We start from the raw sequence: 18,806 nt of genomic DNA on the forward strand, positions 1-18,806 counted from the left end.
ACCGGTCCCCACGTGGGGAGGGACCGGAGCCGAACGGCACGGGGGCATCGTTCGCCGTGGGGCGCCGCCGCCCGCCCCTGGAGCGGCCCGTCCGGGTCTCCTGGAGCCGTTTCCAGCCCGCCGCACGGGCCGCCTCGACCGCCTTTCCTCCGCGTCGTCGGCCGCCGTGTTCAGGGCCGTGTCCATGCCCGCCGCGGTACCGCCGGCCGCCGTCGCTGCGGCCCGGGGCGCCGTGAGGGCGGCGCTCAGGGCCGTGGCCGCCTCGGAGCGGTCGTCCAGTGACCCGGCGACCTGTGCGGCCAGCGCCGCGGTGGCGGCGTTACGGGCGCAGCGGGCGTCCGCCGCCGGGTCCGGTGCGGTCTCCGTCAGGGCGGCGAGGGATCGGGCCGACAGCCGCAGCGCGCCGGCGGCCCGGCCGGCCGGGCTCGTCGGTACCGTCTGCGCCGCGTCGGGGTCGACACCCGCGTGACGGCAGACGGCCAGGGTGCGGGCGTATGCGCGGTGCGCACGGGCGGAGTGCAGCGCTCTGAGCTCCGCCGGGAGACGTTCATCTTCGGCTCCTTGCTGCCGGGCGCGGGGGGCTCCGCCGGGAGGCCGTGTGCACCGGCGGAGCGGCTGCGGGTTCGTCGTGGCCGGGCGCGCGGTTCCCCGCGCCCCTCAGGGGTGCTTGCGAACCGTCGGTGGATGTGGGCTCGGCGTCGTTGCTCGCGGCTACGTGGCGGGGGTGTGCATCGGCACAGCCTCGTGTCCTTCGGGGTGCGTCCGAGCGGTCGGTCGGCTGCGGGTTCGTCGTGGCCGGGCGCGCGGTTCCCCGCGCCCCTCAGGGTGCTTGCGTGCCGTTGTCCGGCTGAGGTGGTTCAGGTGAACAGGCCCAGGGCGGAGTCCAGGGACCAGGTCTGCCAGGACATCGCGAAGAGGCCGACCGCCGCGATCAGGGCCATCATCAGGTTCTGGCCCTGTTCCGCCCAGTCGTGGATCATGAGGGTCAGGTAGACCAGGTTGAGCAGGAACCCGGCCACCAGGGCGATCGGAGTGAGGAAGCCGAAGGCCAGGCCGAGGCCCAGGGCCAGTTCCGCGTACGCCACCACGTAGGCCATCAGCCGGGGACGCGGCGCGACGACGACATCGAAGCCCCGCCGGACCACGGGCCAGCGGTGTTTCTCCGCGACACCGGCCGCCCACCGGATGCCCCCGCCGCCGAACCACTGCTTCTTGTCCTTGTGCCGCCAGCTCTCCAGCCACCACAGACCGAGCCCGATGCGGAGCACCGCGAACCACTCGGCACCGCTCAGCAAGGCTGATCGCATCCCGCACCCTCCCCGGATTTCCTCCACTACCTGACGACCCGTCAGTTCAGCGGAAGGCGGCGCGCGCCGCAAGGGGTCCGGCGGCTCTTGCTGGCGCCGCCTCCTGGGCCTAGCCTGATAGCCGAGCCGAAATCTGACGGTCCGTCAGTTAAGCGGGTATCCAGGCAGGCAGCAGGGGGTAGGCATGGCAGAGAACGCGACCGGTACCCAGGATCTGCCCAGGGTCGTCAGCGTGGACGACCACGTGATCGAGCCCGCGCACCTCTTCGAGAGGTGGCTGCCGGGCAAGTACCGCGACAAGGGCCCCAAGCCCTTCACCGCCGGCATCGGCGAACTCGCCTACGTCGGCGGCAGGTACCGCTTCACCACCGACCCCGAGGGCCAGACCACCGACTGGTGGGAGTACGAGGGCCTGCTCTTCCCGTACAAGCGCATCATCGCCGCCGTCGGCTTCTCCCGGGACGAGATGACGCTCGACGGCATCACCCGGGAGCAGATGCGGCGCGGCTGCTGGGACCCCAAGGCCCGCCTGGACGACATGGACATGAACCATGTGGAGGCCTCCCTCTGCTTCCCCACCTTCCCCCGCTTCTGCGGGCAGACCTTCGCCGAGGCCGAGGACAAGGAGGTCGCGCTGGCCTGCGTCCGGGCCTACAACGACTGGATGGTCGAGGAGTGGTGCGGTGACAGCGGCGGCCGGCTGATCCCGCTGTGCCTGATCCCGCTGTGGGACATCGACCTGGCCGTCGCCGAGATCCGGCGCAACGCCGCACGGGGCGTCCGGGCGGTCACCTTCAGCGAGATCCCCACCTATCTGGGCCTGCCGTCCATCCACTCCGGCTACTGGGACCCGTTCTTCGCGGTCTGCGAGGAGACCGGGACGGTCGTCAACATGCACATCGGCAGCAGCTCGCAGATGCCCGCAGCCTCCCCGGACGCCCCGCCCGCCGTGCAGGCCTCGCTGAGCTTCAACAACGCCATGGCCTCGATGATGGACTTCCTCTTCTCCGGGGTCCTGGTCCGCTTCCCCCGGCTCAAACTGGCCTACAGCGAGGGTCAGATGGGCTGGATCCCCTACGCCCTGGAGCGCGCCGACGACGTCTGGGAGGAGCACCGGGCCTGGGGCGGGGTCAAGGACCTGATCCCCGAGCCCCCGTCGACGTACTACTACCGGCAGATCTTCTGCTGCTTCTTCCGCGACAAGCACGGCATCGAGGCGATCGAGACGGTCGGCGTGGACAACGCGACCTTCGAGACGGACTACCCGCACGTCGACTCGACCTGGCCGGATACCAAGCGGGTCGCCCAGGAACACGTGGGCGGGCTGGCTCCGGAGGTCGCCTACAAGCTGCTGCGCGGGAACGCCATCCGGATGCTGGAACTGCCCTTCACATAACCCGGTTCGGCGGGGCCTCCGTTGGGCAGGGGACTTCCCATGAAGGTCTCCGTCGACGCCGATGTCTGTTATGGGTCGGGTGAGTGTGCCTTCCGGGCACCCGCCGTGTTCGGCTTCGAGGACGGGTACGGTTTCGTCCTGCCCGGACGGGAGGAGTCCGGGGACGACGAACTGATGCGGGACATCGCCGAGCGCTGCCCGTCCCAGGCGATCCGGATCAACGGGAAAAGGGTCACTGACTAGCGGATGAGCACCACCGGCACGGAACCCACGCGGCACACCGGACACACCGGGCTCACCGAACTCCTGGCCACCCTCGGCCGCGGCTACGTCCGGGACTTCCCGGTTCCCTGGGGCAAGCCGCCCGCCGCCCGCGCGCTCAACACCTACCTGCGCGACCACCCGCGCCGGCGGGTCGTCCGGACGCGTTCCGGCGCCCGGTTCGCGGTCGACACGCAGGACCTCATCCAGCGCTACCTCTACCTCTTCGGGGTGTGGGAACCGCACCTGACCCACTGGCTGCGCGGCAGGCTGGCGCCCGGGGACTGCTTCGTCGACGTCGGCGCCAACATCGGTGTCTTCAGCGTCCTCGCCTCCTCACTGGTCGGGGAGCGGGGCCGGGTCGTGGCCGTCGAGGCCTCCCCCGCCTTCCACCGCCGCCTCGAACAGCAGAGCGCGCTCAACGGCTGCCGGAACATCCGGGCGGTCAACGCCGCGGTCTCCGACGCCCACCGCACCCTGACCTTCGTGCTGGCCAGCTCCTCCAACATGGGCGCCAACAGCATCGTGCCCTGGGACGGTCCCGCCGAGTCGAGCTTCGACATCGAGGCCGTGCCGCTCCCCGAGCTGCTGCGGCCTGAGGAGATCGAGGCCGCGCGAGTCATCAAGATCGACGTGGAGGGAGCCGAGGGCGCGGTGGTGCGGGGGCTGGCGCCGCTCCTGGAGAAGCTGCGCCCGGACGCCGAGATCACCGTCGAGGTCACCCCCGACCGCATGACCCAGCTGGGTGACTCGGCGGACGACCTGCTGCGCACCATGACCGACGCCGGCTACCACGTCTACCGGCTCGCCAACAGCTACGCGGCCGACAGCTACCCCCGGGCGCTGTACGGCGCGCCGGTGGCCCCGGTCCGCTGGGACGGCCCGGTGACGCAGGAGAGCGACCTGGTGTTCTCGCGGACCGACGCGGCGACGCTCTAGCCATGTCGTCCCGGATGGCCGGATGGCCGGATGGGCGGGTGGCACGGCCCGGTGTCCTCGTGGACCGCCACCGCCGCGCCACCCGCGCCCTGCTGACGCCGGCTACCGCCAGCCGAACTGCGCCAACGCCCGTGCCCGGGCCGCCACGACCGCCATCCTGGCCTGCCGTTCGGCCGGATCGGTATGGGCGGCCTGACCGGTGACCTGCCCCGGCCACTTGCGGTAGAGCAGCCCGGCCTCCGCCGTGAACCAGCCCCGGCTCACCGCGTTCAGCGCGAGCAGCAGCCCGGTGTCCTCGGAGGCGGGCAGCGCCATCCAGCCGCCCAGGGCGAGCAGCAGTTCGCGGCGGACGAAGAGGCTGGCCGGGTGGACCGGGGCGCGGAAGTCGTTCGCCGTCCAGGATTCGAGTACCGTGCCGCGCTCGATCGGGCCCTGCGCCGGGTCGCCGGGGAAGCCGGCCGTGGAGCCGTCGGGCAGCAGGTCGAGAACGCGTGAGGTGGCCCAGCCGATCGCCGGACGGGCTTCGAGGACGGCCAGGTCGCGGCCGAGCGCGCCCGGCGTGAGCTGGTCGTCGGCGTCGAGGATCTTGACGTACGCCCCCTCGGCCCGGGCCAGCGCGAGAGTCCGGGCCACCCCGGGACCGCCGGTGCGGCCCTGCCGGAACGACACCCGGGCATCGTCCGGGACGTACGGGCGGACCTTGTCGCCGTAGCCGTCCTCCTGGACCAGCCACCGCCACTCCCAGCCGGCGGGCAGCCGCTGCTCGCACAGCGACCTGTACGCCTCCGGCAGGAAACGGGCCGACGGTGCGTGGACCGCGGTGACGACGGTGACGCACCGGCTCACGGCGGCGCTCACCACCTTTCCAGATGTGTGGTGAAGAGCAGTTCGGTGCGGTCGCCGGGAAGCGTGACTGCGGTGATGTCCACGACGCGGTCACGGATGTCGTACGAGGTCTTGCGCAGCAGGATCACCGAGGTGCCGGCCGGCAGGTCGAGCTCCCGGGCCTCCTCGGGGGTCGGCGGCCGGGCGGTGAAGCGTTCCTCGACACGGCCGACCTCGATGCCGACGGTGTGCAGTTGATGGTGGGTGCCGCCCGGCCAGGGTTCCCTGCTCTCGTCCAGGAGCGCCGGGTTCGCCGCGATCATGTCCCGGACGAGATAGGAGCTCACCAGGCTGAAGGGCGCGGTCTCGGCCGAGTACCGGGTCCGGTAGGTGCGTTCCAGGAGCACCGTGCCCTCCGGCACCCCGAACGCGTCGGCGAGAGCGCCGGGCGCGCGCAGCTCGCGGTACCGGGTGAAGAAGACCAGGTCGTCGAGGACCAGCCCGGTCTCGTGCTCGGTCGCGCCCGTCGCGGCGCGGGCGGCCTCCGGCATCCTGGCGCGGTCTTTCTCCCACTGGTGCCGGGTGTTGTCCCGGATCGCACGGGTGCGGGGCCTGCGCACGAAGGTGCCGCTGCCGTGCCGCCTGTCGATCAGGCCCTCCGCGCTCAGCAGGCGCAGCGCGTTCTGGACGGTGGGCACGCTCCGCCCGTAGTGCCGGGCCAGCTCCGCCTCGGAGGGCAGCCGCGCGCCGGGTTCGGGCTCGCCGGTCCTGATGGCGCGGCGGAGGTCGTCGGCGATCTCCTCGTATGCCTTGGGCACGATTTCAGCCTACGACTCCTCAGGAGGAGTTGCGGAGTCGAGCCTTTGCCGGCGCCCCGCCGGCGGTTGAGCCTTTGCCGGACGCCCCGCCGGCGGGTCCGGGCATGCGAAGACCCGCGGCCGGGTCCCGGTCGCGGATCTGTGTCGCAGTAGGCGCTGGTACGTACGCAAGTCGCCCTTGCGCCGTTGCGTCTGAGCCGGCTGGAGAGGATCAGCAGTCGAGGTTCGCCGCGGGGGGTTCGGCCGGGTCGTCCGACTCGGTCGTGTCCAGGGGCCGCTGGCGGCAACCGGGGGTCTTGCCGTGGGCCTCGGCCCGGATGCGCTGCTTCATCGTGGGGGGCAGGGACCTTGCCTGGGACCAGAGCCAGTGGGTCTGTGCCGGGATCATCACCCGGCCGGCCGGGCCGTGCTTGTCGCCGCTGTTGCTGTTGCGCGGGGTCTCGGTCTGCGGTACCGCGGCGGCGGTGGCGGCGGAGACGAGTCCGAGCGCCGTGCAGAGCGCAAGGAAGGCGGTGACGATGGCGGTCCACATCTTCATGACCTTGGCGTTCCGGGCCATGGCCCCTCACTTTCGGGTTGGGCGATTTGCGTACTTTCCTCATGATGTGTATGCGGATCGCGAAGTGGGGGACGTCAACCTGTGGCGCGGCGATGTTCTGATGAACACCACCCGGACGGAGGCAAGAGAGCTGAAAAATCACAAGAAAGGCGCCTGAAGGCGGGCGAAAGGGTGCAAAGTAACCCTCCGTGGGGGTGTGATCACCCTCCGGCCGGAACGGCCGGCGGCGTGCCGCACGCCGGGCAACACCGTCTGGTGAGCCGGAGTTGGGGCCGGATGCCAGGTCACCGATCGATATCGGTCGGTGTGTATAGTCGGGCGCCAGAGGTCCCCTACGTCAAGGAAGAGACGAGGTCGCGCGGTGAAGAAGCTTCTCCTGGTCGCACTGGCCGCCATCGGCGGGCTCCTCGTGTACCGCCAGATCCAGGCGGATCGCGCCGAGCAGGATCTGTGGACGGAGGCGACTGACTCCGTGCCCACGGGTTCGTGAGTACCGACAACGAACGACACTGAGACCCCGACCGCCTCGCGGTCGGGGTTTTGCGTCGTCCGGGGCCGGGAGGGGGCGTTTCGGACGGTCGTACGGATTGCCGGGTGGCGCGGGGGCGCGAACGGCAGTATGGGGCCGGTCCGGGACTTCGAAGGCCGAGGACTTCGAAGGCCGACGAGCGACGACTGGGGGCGCGCGTGACACGGCGGTGGCGCACGGGGGCGGGACGGCGGGGCACCGGTACGACGGCCGCTCTCCCGCTGACGGCAGTGCTGACCGTGCTGCTGACGGCGCTGCTGCCCACCTCTCCGGTTGCGGCCGACGGAGGCAGCGGTTATGCCTTCGCCCCGGACGCCCGCACGATCGCCGCGGCGACGGACACCGCGGCCGCCGCACCGCTGGAGCCCGGCAGGACCTACCGCAGCACCCTGCCGGAGAAGGGCGAACTGTACTTCCGCCTCGAACTCGCCGCCGCCGACACCGCCTACGTCCCGGTCACCGCCGTCCCGCCGACCGATGCCACCGTCTCCGCGAGCGACGGCATCGGCGTCTCCGTCGAGGACGCCAACGGCGTCTCCTGCGGCTACGACAGCGCCCGCTTCGGCGCCGGACTGAGCCCCCGGCCGGTCACCGCGCTGGGACGCCGGGACACGGGCAGGGCGCTGTGCCAGGGCGCGGGCACCTACTACGTGACCGTCCAGCGGCTCGCCTCCGGCTCACGGACCACGACTCCCGGCAGCTGGGACCTGGAGATCGCCCCCGCCACCGAACCGGCCCTGGCCAGGTCCGGTGCCACCTCCGCCCCCGGGACCTGGAACTCCGCCACCCCCGCGCCGCTCACCGGCAACCCCCGCCACCGCACCGCGGGCGCAGGCTTCGCCACGGCCCGCACCCTGGGCGCAGGCGTCTGGCGGACCGGAATCACCCCGGGCCAGACCCTCTACTACGCCGTCCCGGTCGACTGGGGACAGCAACTGCACGCCACCGTCGAACTGGGCAGCACCGCAGGGGACGCCCAGGGCTATGTCAGCGCCGCGCTCAACCTCTCGCTCTACAGCCCGGTCCGCGGCTACGTCAGCGACGTCTCCCTCGGCTACGACGGCACCCAGAAGGCGTCCTCCCTCGCCCCCCTGCCACCGGTGGCCTACGCCAACCGGTACGCCGTCCCCGGCGAGGAGAACTCCGTCCGCTTCGCCGGCGCCTACTATCTCGTCGTCCACCTCACCGGACAGACGGCGGCCACCTTCGGGCAGGGGCCGTACGGCGTGACACTCCGGGTCCGCGTCGACGGCGCCCCGAACTCCGGCCCCCACTACGCCGGTTCACCCGTCCCGAAGAACGTCTTCGACCCGCCGTCGGACCAGGGCGGTGGCCTGGCCGCCGCCCCCGGAGACGACGACACGGCGATGCGGGCGCTCGCGGCCGGCGGAATCGGCGCGGGCACCGTCCTGCTCCTGGTCCTGGTCGTGTGGACACTGACCGCCCGCCGCGCTCAGATCCGGGTCAACGCCCAGAAGCCCACGGCGTAACAGGCCAGCGCCAGCAGCAGGACGGGCACGGCGGCCTTCGCGGACGGCCCCGGCCGCCGCACCCGCCGCCGGCGCCGGCCGTGGGTACGCGCCGACGGCGGCGGGGCCACCGCCACCGACTGCGGGTCACGGGCGGTGTAGGTGGCGGTACCGGTGGCCTCGGCGTGCGGCTGCACCGGGGGGAGGGGCTGCGCCGGGGGCCAGGGTGTCTGGGGCTGGGGCTGCTGGTGGGTGGCATACGGCGGGGACGGCGGTGTGGGCCGCGGCTGGTGCGGCGGCTCCGCTTCCGCGGCGGGGGGAACCGGTGCCCCGGGCGGCGGGAGCCGGAAGCTGCCGGTGTCCGACATGCCGGCCGTGCCCGGGCCCGGGGCCGAGGGTGAGCCGGTGTCGCCGGTGTCGCCGGTGGAGGTGGCGGGGGGCACGTCGCCGTGCGCCGCCCGGGATCCGGTCGCCGAGCCCGAGCCCGAAACCGGTTCGGCCGACGGGCGGGACGAGTCGTTCGACACCGTGCCCGACGTGCCCTTCGGCACGGCGCCGTGACCGGTCGGGGCGGTGCCGGCCTCCGGCGCCGTCCCCTTGTCCGCCTCCGTGCCCGGCCCCGGCCCGGGTTCCGCCGGCCCCAGCGCATCCGTCGTCCCTGTGGCGCCCGTCGGGACCGCTCTGCCTGTCGTCCCCGTCTGTCCCGCTGTCCCCGTCGCCCCCCGCGAATCGCCCCCCGACGCCGCCCGCGACGGTCCCTCCGGAGCGAACCCCGCGGGCAGCGGACCCAGTTGGTCGAAGATCTCGATCAACTCGTCGTCGGGGCCCGGCTCGGGGAGGAGCTCCCTGGCCTGGGCGAGCGCCTTGCGAGCACCTGTGGCCGTGCGGAAACGGAACTCGGGATTGGGCTGGAGGAGAGTGGCGACGACCTGCCACAGAGGATCCGGGATGCCCTTGGGTGCTCCAGGCGTGCCGTGTTCGGCGAAGAGCTGGACGAGCGCCTTGGCGTCCGGCTTGGCGCCTTCCAGGAGGAACAGGGCGACCAGGCCGACGGCGAACAGATCGGCCGTGAAGTCGGGCTCGGCACCCAGGAGTTGCTCGGGAGCGATGTAACCCGGCGTGCCGACCACCAGGTTGGTCTCGGTCAGCCGGGCCTCGCCGAACCGCATGGCGATGCCGAAGTCGGACAGCCGCAGGCGCGGGCGGGCCGTGCCGCTGGCCTCCAGCAGGATGTTCGCGGGTTTGATGTCCCGGTGGACCACGCCCTCCGCGTGCACCGCGGCGAGGCCGGAGAGCAGCTGGTCGAGGAGCGTGCAGACGAAGGCGGGGGGCAGGGGACCGTAGTCCCCCACGAGGTGGACCAGCGAGCCGCCGGCGACCAGGTCCATCGTGAACAGGACCTTGTCGTCGTCGGCGGCCCAGCTGGCCGGCGCGAGGACATGAGGGTGGTCGATGCGCAGCGCCTGCTCCCGCACGAAGCGCAGCAGTGCGTGGGCGTCGCTCTGCTGGAGCACCTTGGCGGCCACGTAGCGCTTGCGCCGGTGGTCCCAGGCACGCCAGACGGCGCCCACTCCGCCATGACCGATCGGGTCGGCCAGTTCGTACCGGCCTGCGAAGACCTCACCCATGACTGCCCGTAGCCCTCCCCCTCTGGTCCCCTCGTTCCCCCCTGCCTCACACCCCCGTTGCCTTCCCCCCGACGAGCGATACGACCCCTCTCGCGTGACCCCCTCGGCCAGGGCCGGGCCCCGCCCGGCTCACCGGACCCCCTCCGGTGTACCGGGCCGTGGCTCAGCTCTGGTGCGACTGGTAGTGCGTGACCGCGTCCGACGTGCGGCCGGCGCCGTAGACACGGAGGAACTCCGCGAGCTCCGGGTGGGTCGGAGCCAGGCTGTCCGCCGCGTCGATGATGTCACCGGCGGCGGCCACCGACCGCAGCAGTGACTGGATCTCGCGGACCACCCGCTTGACCGTGGGCGCACCCGAACCGCTCGTCGTCTGCGTGGTGTTGCTGAGCACCGAGCCCCCCTGGGACTTCTTGATCTCGTCCATCCGCTCGGTCGCCTCGGCCGCGCTCACGCTGCCGTCCGCGACCTGCGCCGCCAGGTCCTGGAGCAGCTGCACCCGCTGGACCACGGCCGGGTTGCCGATCTTCGCCCGCTGTCCGCTCATCAACTGCGACAGCATGGGCGCGGACAGTCCGAGGACCGCCGCGAGACGTGCCTGGTTGAGCCCCAGGTCGTCGATGAGCTTACGGAAGAGCGCCCCCAACGGCTCCCCGTACCAGTTCCGCTGCAGCTCCCGCGCTCTGGCGGTGGCCTCCTGCTGTGCGGCGTCCATTGCGTCTCCCCATCGCTTCCCCAAAAAATCCACGGTTCGCTACAGCGAACCCCGTCGAGCATCTTACGGAGCGTGGTCATCCGCGGGGACCCCCAATCTTTTTGCGAGGTACGGGGGGTGACCCGGTACTCTGGTCTGCGGCACCGACCAGCGGACCTCTCGCTGGGGCGGCGGCTTCCCGTACGGGGCCTTAGCTCAGTTGGTAGAGCGCCGTCTTTGCATGGCGGATGTCAGGGGTTCGACTCCCCTAGGCTCCACCCCGTAGGACCCCTCTGAACTGCGAAAATGCAGTCGGAGGGGTCTTTTTTGTCCCGGTTTCACGCAGGGGCCGCCGTGGAGGACACGGACCCCGGGGCCGAAGGTTCGGGCCCCGCACCTCGGCGAAGAACCGCGTGAACCGCGCGCCGTGCGCACCGTACGTGCCAGTCCGATGACCTGGTGTGAGAAGCCGGCGTCGGCTATCGGCCGGTGTTCGAGGACGAGGCGGGCAGTTCGACGGTGATGCGGATGCCGCCGGCGGCGCGCGGGGTGAGGGTGAGCGTCCCGTCGTGCGCCTGGGCGATGGTCCTGACGATGGCCAGGCCGAGCCCGACCCCCGCGTGGCCGGTACGTACGCGGTCAGTGCCGCGCCGGAACGGTTCGGTGAGCGTCGAAGCCAGTCGCGCGCTGATCCTCCGGCCCGTGTTCTCGACGGTGAGCACCACGGTCCCGGGACGGACGCCGGTGCGGACCCACACGGTGCCCTGGGCGGGCAGGTTGTGGACGATCGCGTTGTGCACGAGGTTCGTGGTCAGCTGCAGCAGAAGCGCCGGCGACCCGAGCGCGGCCGCGATGTCGCCGGACGTCTCGATCGCCACGCCGTGCTGCTCCGCGAGAGGCAGGAGCGTTTCGGTGGCCTCCTCCGCCATGAGGGACAGATCGACGGGTTCCCGGCTGAAGGACCCTCGGTCGGCGCGGCTGAGCAGCAGCAGCGCCTCGGTGAGGTCGATCGCCCTGGTGTTCACGACGTCCAGACGTTCGATGATCTCGCCGGACCGCCCATCCGGATCGCTGCGGGCCACCTCGAGCAGCGCCTTCGAGACGGCGAGCGGAGTACGCAGCTCATGCGAGGCGTTGGCCGCGAATCTCCGTTGCTCGGCGACGTGCGCCTCAAGCCGCGCGAGCATCGCGTCGAAGGCGTCGGCGAGTTCACGGAACTCGTCCCTGCGGCCCGGCAGCCGGATCCGGTGGGAGAGCGAGCCGTCCGTGGCCACGCGGGTGGCGTCCGTGATCCGGGTCAGAGGGGCGAGCATCCGGCCGGCGAGGATCCACCCGCCCGCGAGACCGAACACCAGCAGGAACGTCAGAACGGCAACGGCGGTCGGCGCGAAAGTACGCACGACGGCCAGGCGGTAGTCGGGCACGATGATCAGCCCGGGATGCGGCACACGGTTCAGGAACACCCACACCGCGGCCAGCAGCAGAGCGCCGGCCAGCATGACGAATCCGGCATAGCTGAGGGTGAGTTTGAGGCGAACGCTCGGACCAGGAGCCCTATCCACGGTCTCCCTCTCCCTCCGGAGCGGTCTCCGGCCGGGCGCCGATGCGGTAACCGACGCCCTGCACGGTCGCGATGACCCAGGGCTCGCCCAGACGCTTGCGCAGCGCCGAGACGGTGATGCGTACGGCGTTGGTGAACGGGTCGGCGTTCTCGTCCCAGGCGCGTTCCAGGAGCTCCTCCGCGCTGACGACACCGCCCTCGGCGGCGACGAGGACTTCGAGCACCGCGAACTGCTTCCTGGTCAGCGCGACATAGCGGCCGTCCCGGTAGACCTCCCTGCGGAACGGATCAAGGCGCAGACCCGCGATGTCCCGCACGGGAGGCCGGTGATGGGCACGCCTGCGGTCCAGGGCCCTGAGCCGGAGCGCGAGCTCCTGGAGTTCGAACGGCTTCGTCAGGTAGTCGTCGGCGCCGAGTTCAAAACCGGACGTCTTGTCGTCGAGACGGTCGGCCGCGGTGAGCATGAGGATCGGCATGCCGCTGCCGGAGGCGACGATGTGCTTGGCGACCTCGTCTCCGGAAGGCCCGGGGATGTCGCGGTCGAGGACGGCGACGTCGTAGCTGTTGACACCCAGCAGTTCCAGAGCGGTCCCACCGTCACCTGCGATGTCGGCCGCGATCGCGGCCAGACGCAGGCCGTCGCGGATGGCCTCCGCCAGATAGGGCTCGTCCTCGACGATCAGCACACGCATGCGACCGATGCTATGAGTCGGCACATATCGTCCGCGTATCGAGAACGGCATACGCCACGGCAACACCACACCGCTTTGACTGGCGGCCCGACGTCAGGAACGGCCGGCTCTCCCGCCGGAACGATCGAGGACAGACGATGAGGCAGAAGACGGATGCCGGAGACACGGCGGCCGCAGCGAACGAAGCGGGTCAAGCGGGTCAAGCGGGTCAAGCGGGTCAAGCGGGTCAAGCGGGTCAAGCGGGTCAAGGAGATGCGGCGGACGCGGACGCGGCTCGTACGACGGACGCGGCGGACACCGCGGCGAGCGGGCGGGACGGCTTCGGCCGGCTCGGGCCATGGAAGCGCGGTCCGGTGCTCACGGTTTCGGCGCTGCTGCTCGGTCTGCTCATGCTGCTGCACGCCGACATCCCGAACCGGATCGGCAACCTCGGCAGCCTGGCGGAGAGCGTCCTGCCATGGTTCGGCCTGTTCATCCCGGTGCTGCTGGCCGGGGCGCTGTGGCGCCGCTCCGCCTCCGCGGGGGTCGCACTGCTGCTGCCGGTCGTGGTGTGGCTGAACCTGTTCGGCGGGCTGATCGGCGACAGGTCCCACCCGGGCGGTGACCTCACCGTCGTCAGTCAGAACGTCGACGCCGGCAACCCCGACCCGGTCGGTACCGCCCGCGCCCTGGCCGCCTCTGGCGCGGACGTGCTGGCGCTCGAGGAACTGACCGGCCCCGCCACGGGCACCTACGAGAAAGCGCTGGCCCGGACGTACCCCCACCACGTGGTGCTGGGCACGGTCGGACTGTGGAGCAGGCTGCCGCTGTCGGACACCCGGCCGGTGGACATCAAGACGGACGAGGGGCCACTGGGTGACACCATCCCGGCCGCCGTGAAGATGCGGTACAACCGGGCGCTGCGCACCACGGTGGCCACCTCCCACGGACCTCTCACGGTCTACGTGGCCCACCTGGGATCCGTACGGGTACTGCCCAGGACGGGCTTCTGGACGTCCCAGCGCAACGCCGGCGCGCAGGCCCTCGCCGACGCCGTCGCCGCCGAGCCGAACGCGCGGGTGGTCCTGCTCGGCGACCTGAACGGCACCATGGACGACCGCGCGTTCGCCGGCCTCACCGAGCAGCTGCGATCGGCCCAGGACACGGCAGGCGACGGCTTCGGCTTCAGCTGGCCGGCGAAATTCCCCATGGCACGGATCGACCAGATCCTCGTCCGCGGCGTGCGACCGCACAGGTCATGGACGTTGCCGGCCACCGGCAGTGATCATGTGCCGGTGGCGGCCACGATCAGCTGGTGACACCGCAGCCACCCCTCGGGCCGCCTGAGCGCGGGCCGAAGGGGTCGCCGGTTTCACGTGAAACGCCGCGGCTCAACGCCCCTTGTCGTCCCGGGACGTCTGCTCCTCCGCCTCCTTGGCCTGAACCTCGGGATGCAGGGGAGAACTGCCGTCCACCGAGCCGAGACGCCCCGAATCCGGGACCTCCGTGGCAGCGGGCGGCTCCACCAGCCAGTCCGGGTTGGCCTGCTTGTCCCACCACTTCCACGTGGCGAACGCGGCACCAGCCAGCACACCGAACACGGCGAACGCCTTGAACGCCCGGCCGAACGACGAACGCCGCTGGTTCCTGCGCGCCAGCTTCTCGATCTCCTCGGCCGAGACATTGCCGCGCAGCGCGGCCAACGCGGCCGCACCGCGCGCCGTGGCCTCGTCACGGACCGGCCCGGCCGCCGCCACGGCCTGCTCGATCCTCGGACGTGAATAGTCGGCAGCCTGCCGGGCGGCCTTACGGGTCAGATCGGCCGCGTCGTGCGCAGCCTGGTCCACCATCGATGGCACATGCGTCCGCGCCTGCTCCAGACGCGGGACGAGACGGGCGTCGTACTGGACGCGGGCCTGCTCAGCAGCCTGCGACACCACGGGCGCGAGCCGTACGCGTGCCTCCTGCGCGTAGTACGCGGCACGCTCCTTGGCCGTGTCGGCGTAGGGCGCCACCACTTCCGCGGCGTGCCGCACGCTGTCCTTCGCCGAGCTGGTCGCGGTGCGCACGCTCTCTTTGCGGGTCACGGGTTCCTCCTCCTCGGTGGCGTACGGTATTTCGACTTTCCACCCTTTTACGGATCATGCCTGCCGACGGGCCGAGCGGCGCGCGAGGACGGGCATACGGGTGCAACCAGAGCTAAGAGGGGCTTGCCGACGACAATGCCACGGATCGGCGCCCAGCGCCCCCGCCCGGGGGGATCCGCCGGGTTTCCGCAAGCGATTCGTGAGGATCCGTGCACGGAGAGCCCTGCCGGGTCACCGGGCCGCCGTACCGTGCGAGGATCGTGACGGCGCAACCCACCACCGGGTTACACCCGAGCACCACGAGAGCACAACGGAAGGCGGACCGTGGCCGAGCAGCTCTACGCCACCTTGAAGACCAGTCTCGGTGAGATCGAGGTCCGGCTCTTCCCGAACCACGCGCCCAAGACGGTCAAGAACTTCGTCGAACTGGCCCAGGGCGAGCGTGAGTGGACCCACCCGGCCACCGGCACGGTCTCCACCGACCGGCTCTACGACGGCACGATCTTCCACCGCGTGATCGGCGGGTTCATGATCCAGGGCGGCGACCCGATCGGCACCGGCATCGGCGGCCCCGGTTACAAGTTCGAGGACGAGTTCCACCCCGACCTCCGCTTCGACCGCCCCTACCTGCTGGCCATGGCCAACGCCGGCCCCCGCACCAACGGCTCGCAGTTCTTCATCACGGTCAATCCCGCGCCCCACCTCAACCGCAAGCACACCATCTTCGGCGAGGTCGTCGACGCGGACAGCCAGAAGACCGTGGACAAGATCGCCTCCGTCACCGTCACCGGGCCGAACAAGCGTCCCGAGAACGACGTCGTCGTCGAGACGATCACCGTGGCGAAGCGCGAGAGCTGATCCGCCGCAAGGCACGCCCGGAGGAAGCGCCCGAAAGGAAGTGCCCGAAGGGAACCAAACGCCCCGCCCGTCCGTAAGGATGTGCGGGGCAGCGCATTGCCCACGACGAACGAGGGGACCCCATGGAGGACCAGGCGACAGGCAGCGCGCGCGACGCCCACAGCCTGCCCATGTGCTACCGGCACCCGGACCGGGAGACGGGCGTGCGCTGCACCCGGTGCGAGCGCCCCATCTGCCCCGAGTGCATGGTCAGCGCCTCCGTGGGCTTCCAGTGCCCCGAATGCGTCCGCGGCACCACCCCGGGCCAGAGCGGCCCGCCCCCGGCCGACACCCGCCCGCGCACCATCGCCGGCGGCACCGTCACCGCCGACCCCCGGCTGCTCACCAAGATCCTGATCGGCGTCAACATCGCGATCTTCCTGGTCCAGGTCTCCGTCGGCTGGAGTTTCACCGGCGACTTCGAGCTGTTCGGCAGGATCGGGGTCGAGGGCGTCGCGGAGGGACAGTACTACCGGCTGCTGACCGCGATGTTCCTGCACGACCCGCAGCAGTACACGCACATCGCGTTCAACATGCTCAGCCTGTGGTGGATCGGCGGGCCCTTGGAGACGGCCCTCGGCCGGGCACGCTACTTCACGCTCTATTTCGTGTCGGGCCTGGCCGGCAGCGCGCTCACCTATCTGCTCTCCTCCCCGACCAGCGCGTCCCTCGGCGCGTCCGGCGCCATCTTCGGCCTCTTCGGCGCGACCGCCGTGCTCATCCGCCGGCTCAACTACGACATGCGGCCGATCATCGCCCTGCTGGTGATCAACCTCATCTTCACCTTCCATGGCGGCATCGCCTGGCAGGCCCATATCGGCGGCCTGGTCGCCGGGGTCGTCACCGGCTACGCGATGGTGCACGCTCCGCGCGAGCGGCGGAACCTCATTCAGTACGGCACCTGTGCGCTGGTGCTGGTGGCGGCCCTGGTGATCACGGTCATCCGGACCGCACAGCTCACCTGAGCCGGATCACGGCGGCGCACCGCACCGATACCGAACCGTTGTCCACAGTCGGTGGCGGATCTTGTGCATAGTGTTCCCGCACAGCTGCGCCCCCTGTCACTCACCTGCATTTGTGCAGGTCAGGCAGGGGGCGAACAGTCTTGCGGAGAGCGTTGTGGTAGTCGTACCGGCGTCAACGCCCGATGGGTTATCCACAGATCGTCGTCTTTTCCCCAGGAGGATGTGGACAGCAGGTCAGGCCTGTGGATAACTCAGCGAACAGCCCTGGGCAGAGCTATTTCCACTGGGTGGAGACACCGAAGCCGGCAGCGATGAAGCCGAAGCCCACGACGATGTTCCAGTTGTCGAGGCTGTCGATGGGCAGCGAGCCGTCGGTCACGTAGAAGACGACGATCCAGGCCAGTCCGATCAGGAACATGGCCAGCATCACCGGCGCGACCCAGGCACGGCTGTTCAGTTTGATGGCGGTCGCCTGCTTCGCCGGGGGCGGCGTGTAGTCGGCCTTCTTGCGGATACGTGACTTCGGCACGAGGGTCTCTCCTGTCGATGCGCTGCGTGGCCGCGCAGGTAACTGGGTCGGGCTCGGAGCAGCGTACAAGGGGACAGTAAGGGCACACTGACCGCTCCCCCGGGCGTCCGTTAGCGTAGTGCTTCCGCGGCGCCGAAGGAGATAAGGGTACGTTGAGCAATTCTGCCGACTCCAACGCCACCGGATCAACGGGTAAGGACCCGGCCCGCAAGGCCGGCTTCCGGCCGGTACGGATTCTGACCGTGGCCGTCTTCGCCCTGGCGGGTCTTCTCTTCTTCACCAGCTTCAACACGGCCAAGGGCACCGACATCCGCTCGGACGACAATCTGCTGAAGCTGTCCGACCTGATCCAGGAGCGCAGCCGCAAGAACAAGGACCTGGACGAGTCCAACGCGGGTTCCCGGGAGCGGAACGAGAAGCTCGCCGAGCGGGACGACGGCTCCAGCAAGGCCGAGGACGACAAGCTCTCCGGTCTGGAGAAGGACGCGGGCACCCAGAAGCTGACCGGCGACGCGATCACCGTCACGCTGAACGACGCCCCGCCGAACGCCACCGCCAAGCTTCCCGGATATCCCGAGCCGCAGCCCGATTACCTGGTCATCCACCAGCAGGACCTGCAGGCCGTGGTGAACGCCCTGTGGCAGGGCGGCGCCCGGGGCATCAAGGTCATGGACCAGCGGCTGATCTCCACCAGTGCCGTGCGGTGCGTGGGCAACACGCTGATCCTCCAGGGCCGGGTGTACTCGCCGCCGTACAAGATCCAGGCGGTGGGGGATCCGGCGAAGATGCAGCAGGCGCTCGCGGACTCCGAGGCGATCCAGAACTACATGGTGTACGTCAACGTGTACGGCCTCGGCTGGAAAGTCACCGAGGACGGGACGGTGACTCTGCCGGGCTACTCGGGCACAGTGGATCTGCACTACGCGAAGCCTGTGGGGTAAGCAGCCCGTCGTCCTCTGGAGCCGCCGGTGCGCGTGATCGTCAGGACCGTCAGTGAGCTCTGCATCACGATCGGCACACTCATAGTCCTCTTCGTCGTGTATGTGCTGTTCTGGACCGGTGTGAAGGCCGACAGTGTCATGCACGACCAGATCGACCAGTTGCAGCGGCAGTGGTCGGACAGTGCCGCCGTGCACCCCACGGCCGGGGCGAGCGCCGCCCCCGCCGCGCCGGCCGCGTATCACTACGGCAGGCCTTTCGCGATCATGTACGTCCCCCGGTTCGGTTTCACGTGGAACAAGCCCGTCCTGGAGGGCACCGGCACCGATGTGCTGAAGAAGGGTCTCGCCCACTACGCCCGTACCGCCCGGCTGGGTCAGGAGGGCAACTTCGCGGTCGCCGGCCATCGCCGCACGTACGGCGACCCGTTCCTGGACTTCCCGCGGCTCCGCAGGGGTGACGCGATCGTACTGACGGACGGTACGACCTGGTTCACGTATCGGATCGACAAAGGCCCATACAAAACAGTTCCGACGGACGTTGAAGTGATCGACCCTGTGCCACGTAAGTCCGGGTATACGCGTCCGGGCCGCTATCTCACGCTGACCACGTGCGATCCGGAATGGGGGCACAGTCATCGGCTGATCGTCTGGGCGCATCTGGACTCCACACAGCCTGTGGAGGCAGGCAAACCCGAGGCGCTGCGCCGTTAGTCTGGTGCAGTACGGCGGGATT

The 18,806-nt window shown here is 70.5% G+C and carries 20 protein-coding genes and 1 tRNA gene; 11 read left to right on the forward strand and 10 right to left on the reverse strand.

The window, feature by feature from the left end; all coding sequences use genetic code 11:
• Positions 1-857: 857 nt before the first annotated feature.
• A complete protein-coding gene (locus ACZ4O3_RS18930) occupies positions 858-1,307 on the reverse strand; it encodes a DoxX family protein (RefSeq protein ID WP_467723080.1) in 450 nt (149 codons plus the stop codon).
• Positions 1,308-1,491: 184 nt separating this feature from the next.
• Between ACZ4O3_RS18930 and ACZ4O3_RS18935 the strand changes: the two genes are divergently transcribed.
• The 3 genes from ACZ4O3_RS18935 to ACZ4O3_RS18945 are packed head-to-tail and all read left to right on the forward strand — an operon-like array spanning position 1,492 to position 3,903.
• Positions 1,492-2,703, forward strand: coding sequence for an amidohydrolase family protein (locus tag ACZ4O3_RS18935; protein ID WP_362724520.1), 1,212 nt, complete (start codon positions 1,492-1,494; stop codon positions 2,701-2,703).
• A 39-nt stretch (positions 2,704-2,742) separates the two neighbouring features.
• Complete coding sequence (locus ACZ4O3_RS18940; RefSeq protein WP_362724523.1) at positions 2,743-2,946, forward strand: ferredoxin; 204 nt, start codon at positions 2,743-2,745, stop codon at positions 2,944-2,946.
• A 3-nt stretch (positions 2,947-2,949) separates the two neighbouring features.
• Positions 2,950-3,903, forward strand: a complete 954-nt coding sequence (locus ACZ4O3_RS18945; protein WP_467723082.1) for an FkbM family methyltransferase — start codon at positions 2,950-2,952, stop codon at positions 3,901-3,903.
• A gap of 102 nt (positions 3,904-4,005) precedes the next feature.
• On the opposite strand, the gene ACZ4O3_RS18950 is transcribed toward ACZ4O3_RS18945, so the two are convergent.
• The 3 genes from ACZ4O3_RS18950 to ACZ4O3_RS18960 form a co-directional block, all read right to left on the reverse strand.
• A complete protein-coding gene (locus ACZ4O3_RS18950; protein ID WP_467723084.1) occupies positions 4,006-4,761 on the reverse strand; it encodes a glycosyltransferase family 2 protein in 756 nt (251 codons plus the stop codon).
• Positions 4,758-5,546: a GntR family transcriptional regulator gene (locus ACZ4O3_RS18955; protein WP_467723085.1), complete on the reverse strand. Its 789-nt coding sequence runs from the start codon at positions 5,544-5,546 to the stop codon at positions 4,758-4,760. The genes ACZ4O3_RS18950 and ACZ4O3_RS18955 overlap by 4 nt, the downstream gene beginning before the upstream one ends.
• A gap of 211 nt (positions 5,547-5,757) precedes the next feature.
• A complete protein-coding gene (locus ACZ4O3_RS18960) occupies positions 5,758-6,105 on the reverse strand; it encodes a DUF6344 domain-containing protein (protein ID WP_362724533.1) in 348 nt (115 codons plus the stop codon).
• Between the two features lie 361 nt (positions 6,106-6,466).
• On the opposite strand from ACZ4O3_RS18960, the gene ACZ4O3_RS18965 reads away from it, so the two are divergent.
• Together ACZ4O3_RS18965 and ACZ4O3_RS18970 are read left to right on the forward strand one after the other, a co-directional pair.
• A complete protein-coding gene (locus tag ACZ4O3_RS18965; protein WP_003999697.1) occupies positions 6,467-6,595 on the forward strand; it encodes a DLW-39 family protein in 129 nt (42 codons plus the stop codon).
• 197 nt (positions 6,596-6,792) lie between these two features.
• Positions 6,793-8,124: a hypothetical protein gene (locus tag ACZ4O3_RS18970; RefSeq protein ID WP_467723087.1), complete on the forward strand. Its 1,332-nt coding sequence runs from the start codon at positions 6,793-6,795 to the stop codon at positions 8,122-8,124.
• Here ACZ4O3_RS18970 and ACZ4O3_RS18975 read toward each other — a convergent pair.
• Both ACZ4O3_RS18975 and ACZ4O3_RS18980 read right to left on the reverse strand, forming a co-directional pair.
• On the reverse strand, positions 8,088-9,731 hold the full coding sequence (locus ACZ4O3_RS18975; protein WP_467723089.1) for a serine/threonine-protein kinase: 1,644 nt from the start codon (positions 9,729-9,731) through the stop codon (positions 8,088-8,090). The two genes, ACZ4O3_RS18970 and ACZ4O3_RS18975, sit on opposite strands and share 37 nt — an antisense overlap.
• Positions 9,732-9,894: 163 nt before the next feature.
• Positions 9,895-10,443 carry a helix-turn-helix domain-containing protein gene (locus ACZ4O3_RS18980; RefSeq protein ID WP_362717699.1) on the reverse strand — a complete coding sequence of 183 codons (549 nt, stop codon included), beginning with the start codon at positions 10,441-10,443 and terminating at the stop codon, positions 9,895-9,897.
• Positions 10,444-10,627: 184 nt separating this feature from the next.
• Here ACZ4O3_RS18980 and ACZ4O3_RS18985 point away from each other — a divergent pair.
• Positions 10,628-10,700: transfer RNA gene (locus ACZ4O3_RS18985), tRNA-Ala, on the forward strand.
• Between the two features lie 201 nt (positions 10,701-10,901).
• On the opposite strand, the gene ACZ4O3_RS18990 is transcribed toward ACZ4O3_RS18985, so the two are convergent.
• Together ACZ4O3_RS18990 and ACZ4O3_RS18995 are read right to left on the reverse strand one after the other, a co-directional pair.
• Positions 10,902-11,984, reverse strand: a complete 1,083-nt coding sequence (locus ACZ4O3_RS18990; RefSeq protein WP_362717701.1) for a sensor histidine kinase — start codon at positions 11,982-11,984, stop codon at positions 10,902-10,904.
• Positions 11,977-12,675, reverse strand: coding sequence for a response regulator transcription factor (locus ACZ4O3_RS18995; protein WP_362717704.1), 699 nt, complete (start codon positions 12,673-12,675; stop codon positions 11,977-11,979). Before ACZ4O3_RS18995 ends, ACZ4O3_RS18990 begins: the two co-directional genes overlap by 8 nt.
• A 137-nt stretch (positions 12,676-12,812) precedes the next feature.
• On the opposite strand from ACZ4O3_RS18995, the gene ACZ4O3_RS19000 reads away from it, so the two are divergent.
• On the forward strand, positions 12,813-13,973 hold the full coding sequence (locus ACZ4O3_RS19000; RefSeq protein WP_467723091.1) for an endonuclease/exonuclease/phosphatase family protein: 1,161 nt from the start codon (positions 12,813-12,815) through the stop codon (positions 13,971-13,973).
• A 72-nt stretch (positions 13,974-14,045) separates the two neighbouring features.
• Here the strand turns inward: ACZ4O3_RS19000 and ACZ4O3_RS19005 are convergent, their stop codons facing one another.
• On the reverse strand, positions 14,046-14,741 hold the full coding sequence (locus tag ACZ4O3_RS19005) for a DUF5324 family protein (protein WP_362717710.1): 696 nt from the start codon (positions 14,739-14,741) through the stop codon (positions 14,046-14,048).
• A gap of 324 nt (positions 14,742-15,065) precedes the next feature.
• Between ACZ4O3_RS19005 and ACZ4O3_RS19010 the strand changes: the two genes are divergently transcribed.
• Both ACZ4O3_RS19010 and ACZ4O3_RS19015 read left to right on the forward strand, forming a co-directional pair.
• On the forward strand, positions 15,066-15,599 hold the full coding sequence (locus ACZ4O3_RS19010; protein ID WP_362717713.1) for a peptidylprolyl isomerase: 534 nt from the start codon (positions 15,066-15,068) through the stop codon (positions 15,597-15,599).
• Between the two features lie 122 nt (positions 15,600-15,721).
• Positions 15,722-16,603: a rhomboid family intramembrane serine protease gene (locus ACZ4O3_RS19015; RefSeq protein WP_362730022.1), complete on the forward strand. Its 882-nt coding sequence runs from the start codon at positions 15,722-15,724 to the stop codon at positions 16,601-16,603.
• Positions 16,604-16,877: 274 nt separating this feature from the next.
• Here the strand turns inward: ACZ4O3_RS19015 and crgA are convergent, their stop codons facing one another.
• Positions 16,878-17,132, reverse strand: coding sequence for a cell division protein CrgA (gene crgA, locus ACZ4O3_RS19020; RefSeq protein WP_046727637.1), 255 nt, complete (start codon positions 17,130-17,132; stop codon positions 16,878-16,880).
• 152 nt (positions 17,133-17,284) lie between these two features.
• Here crgA and ACZ4O3_RS19025 point away from each other — a divergent pair, with 152 nt between their 5' ends.
• Positions 17,285-18,073, forward strand: coding sequence for a DUF881 domain-containing protein (locus tag ACZ4O3_RS19025; RefSeq protein WP_362730016.1), 789 nt, complete (start codon positions 17,285-17,287; stop codon positions 18,071-18,073).
• 27 nt (positions 18,074-18,100) lie between these two features.
• Positions 18,101-18,784, forward strand: coding sequence for a class E sortase (locus ACZ4O3_RS19030; protein ID WP_467723093.1), 684 nt, complete (start codon positions 18,101-18,103; stop codon positions 18,782-18,784).
• Positions 18,785-18,806 lie beyond the last annotated feature (22 nt).

Source organism: Streptomyces sp. NPDC026515, assembly GCF_055567595.1.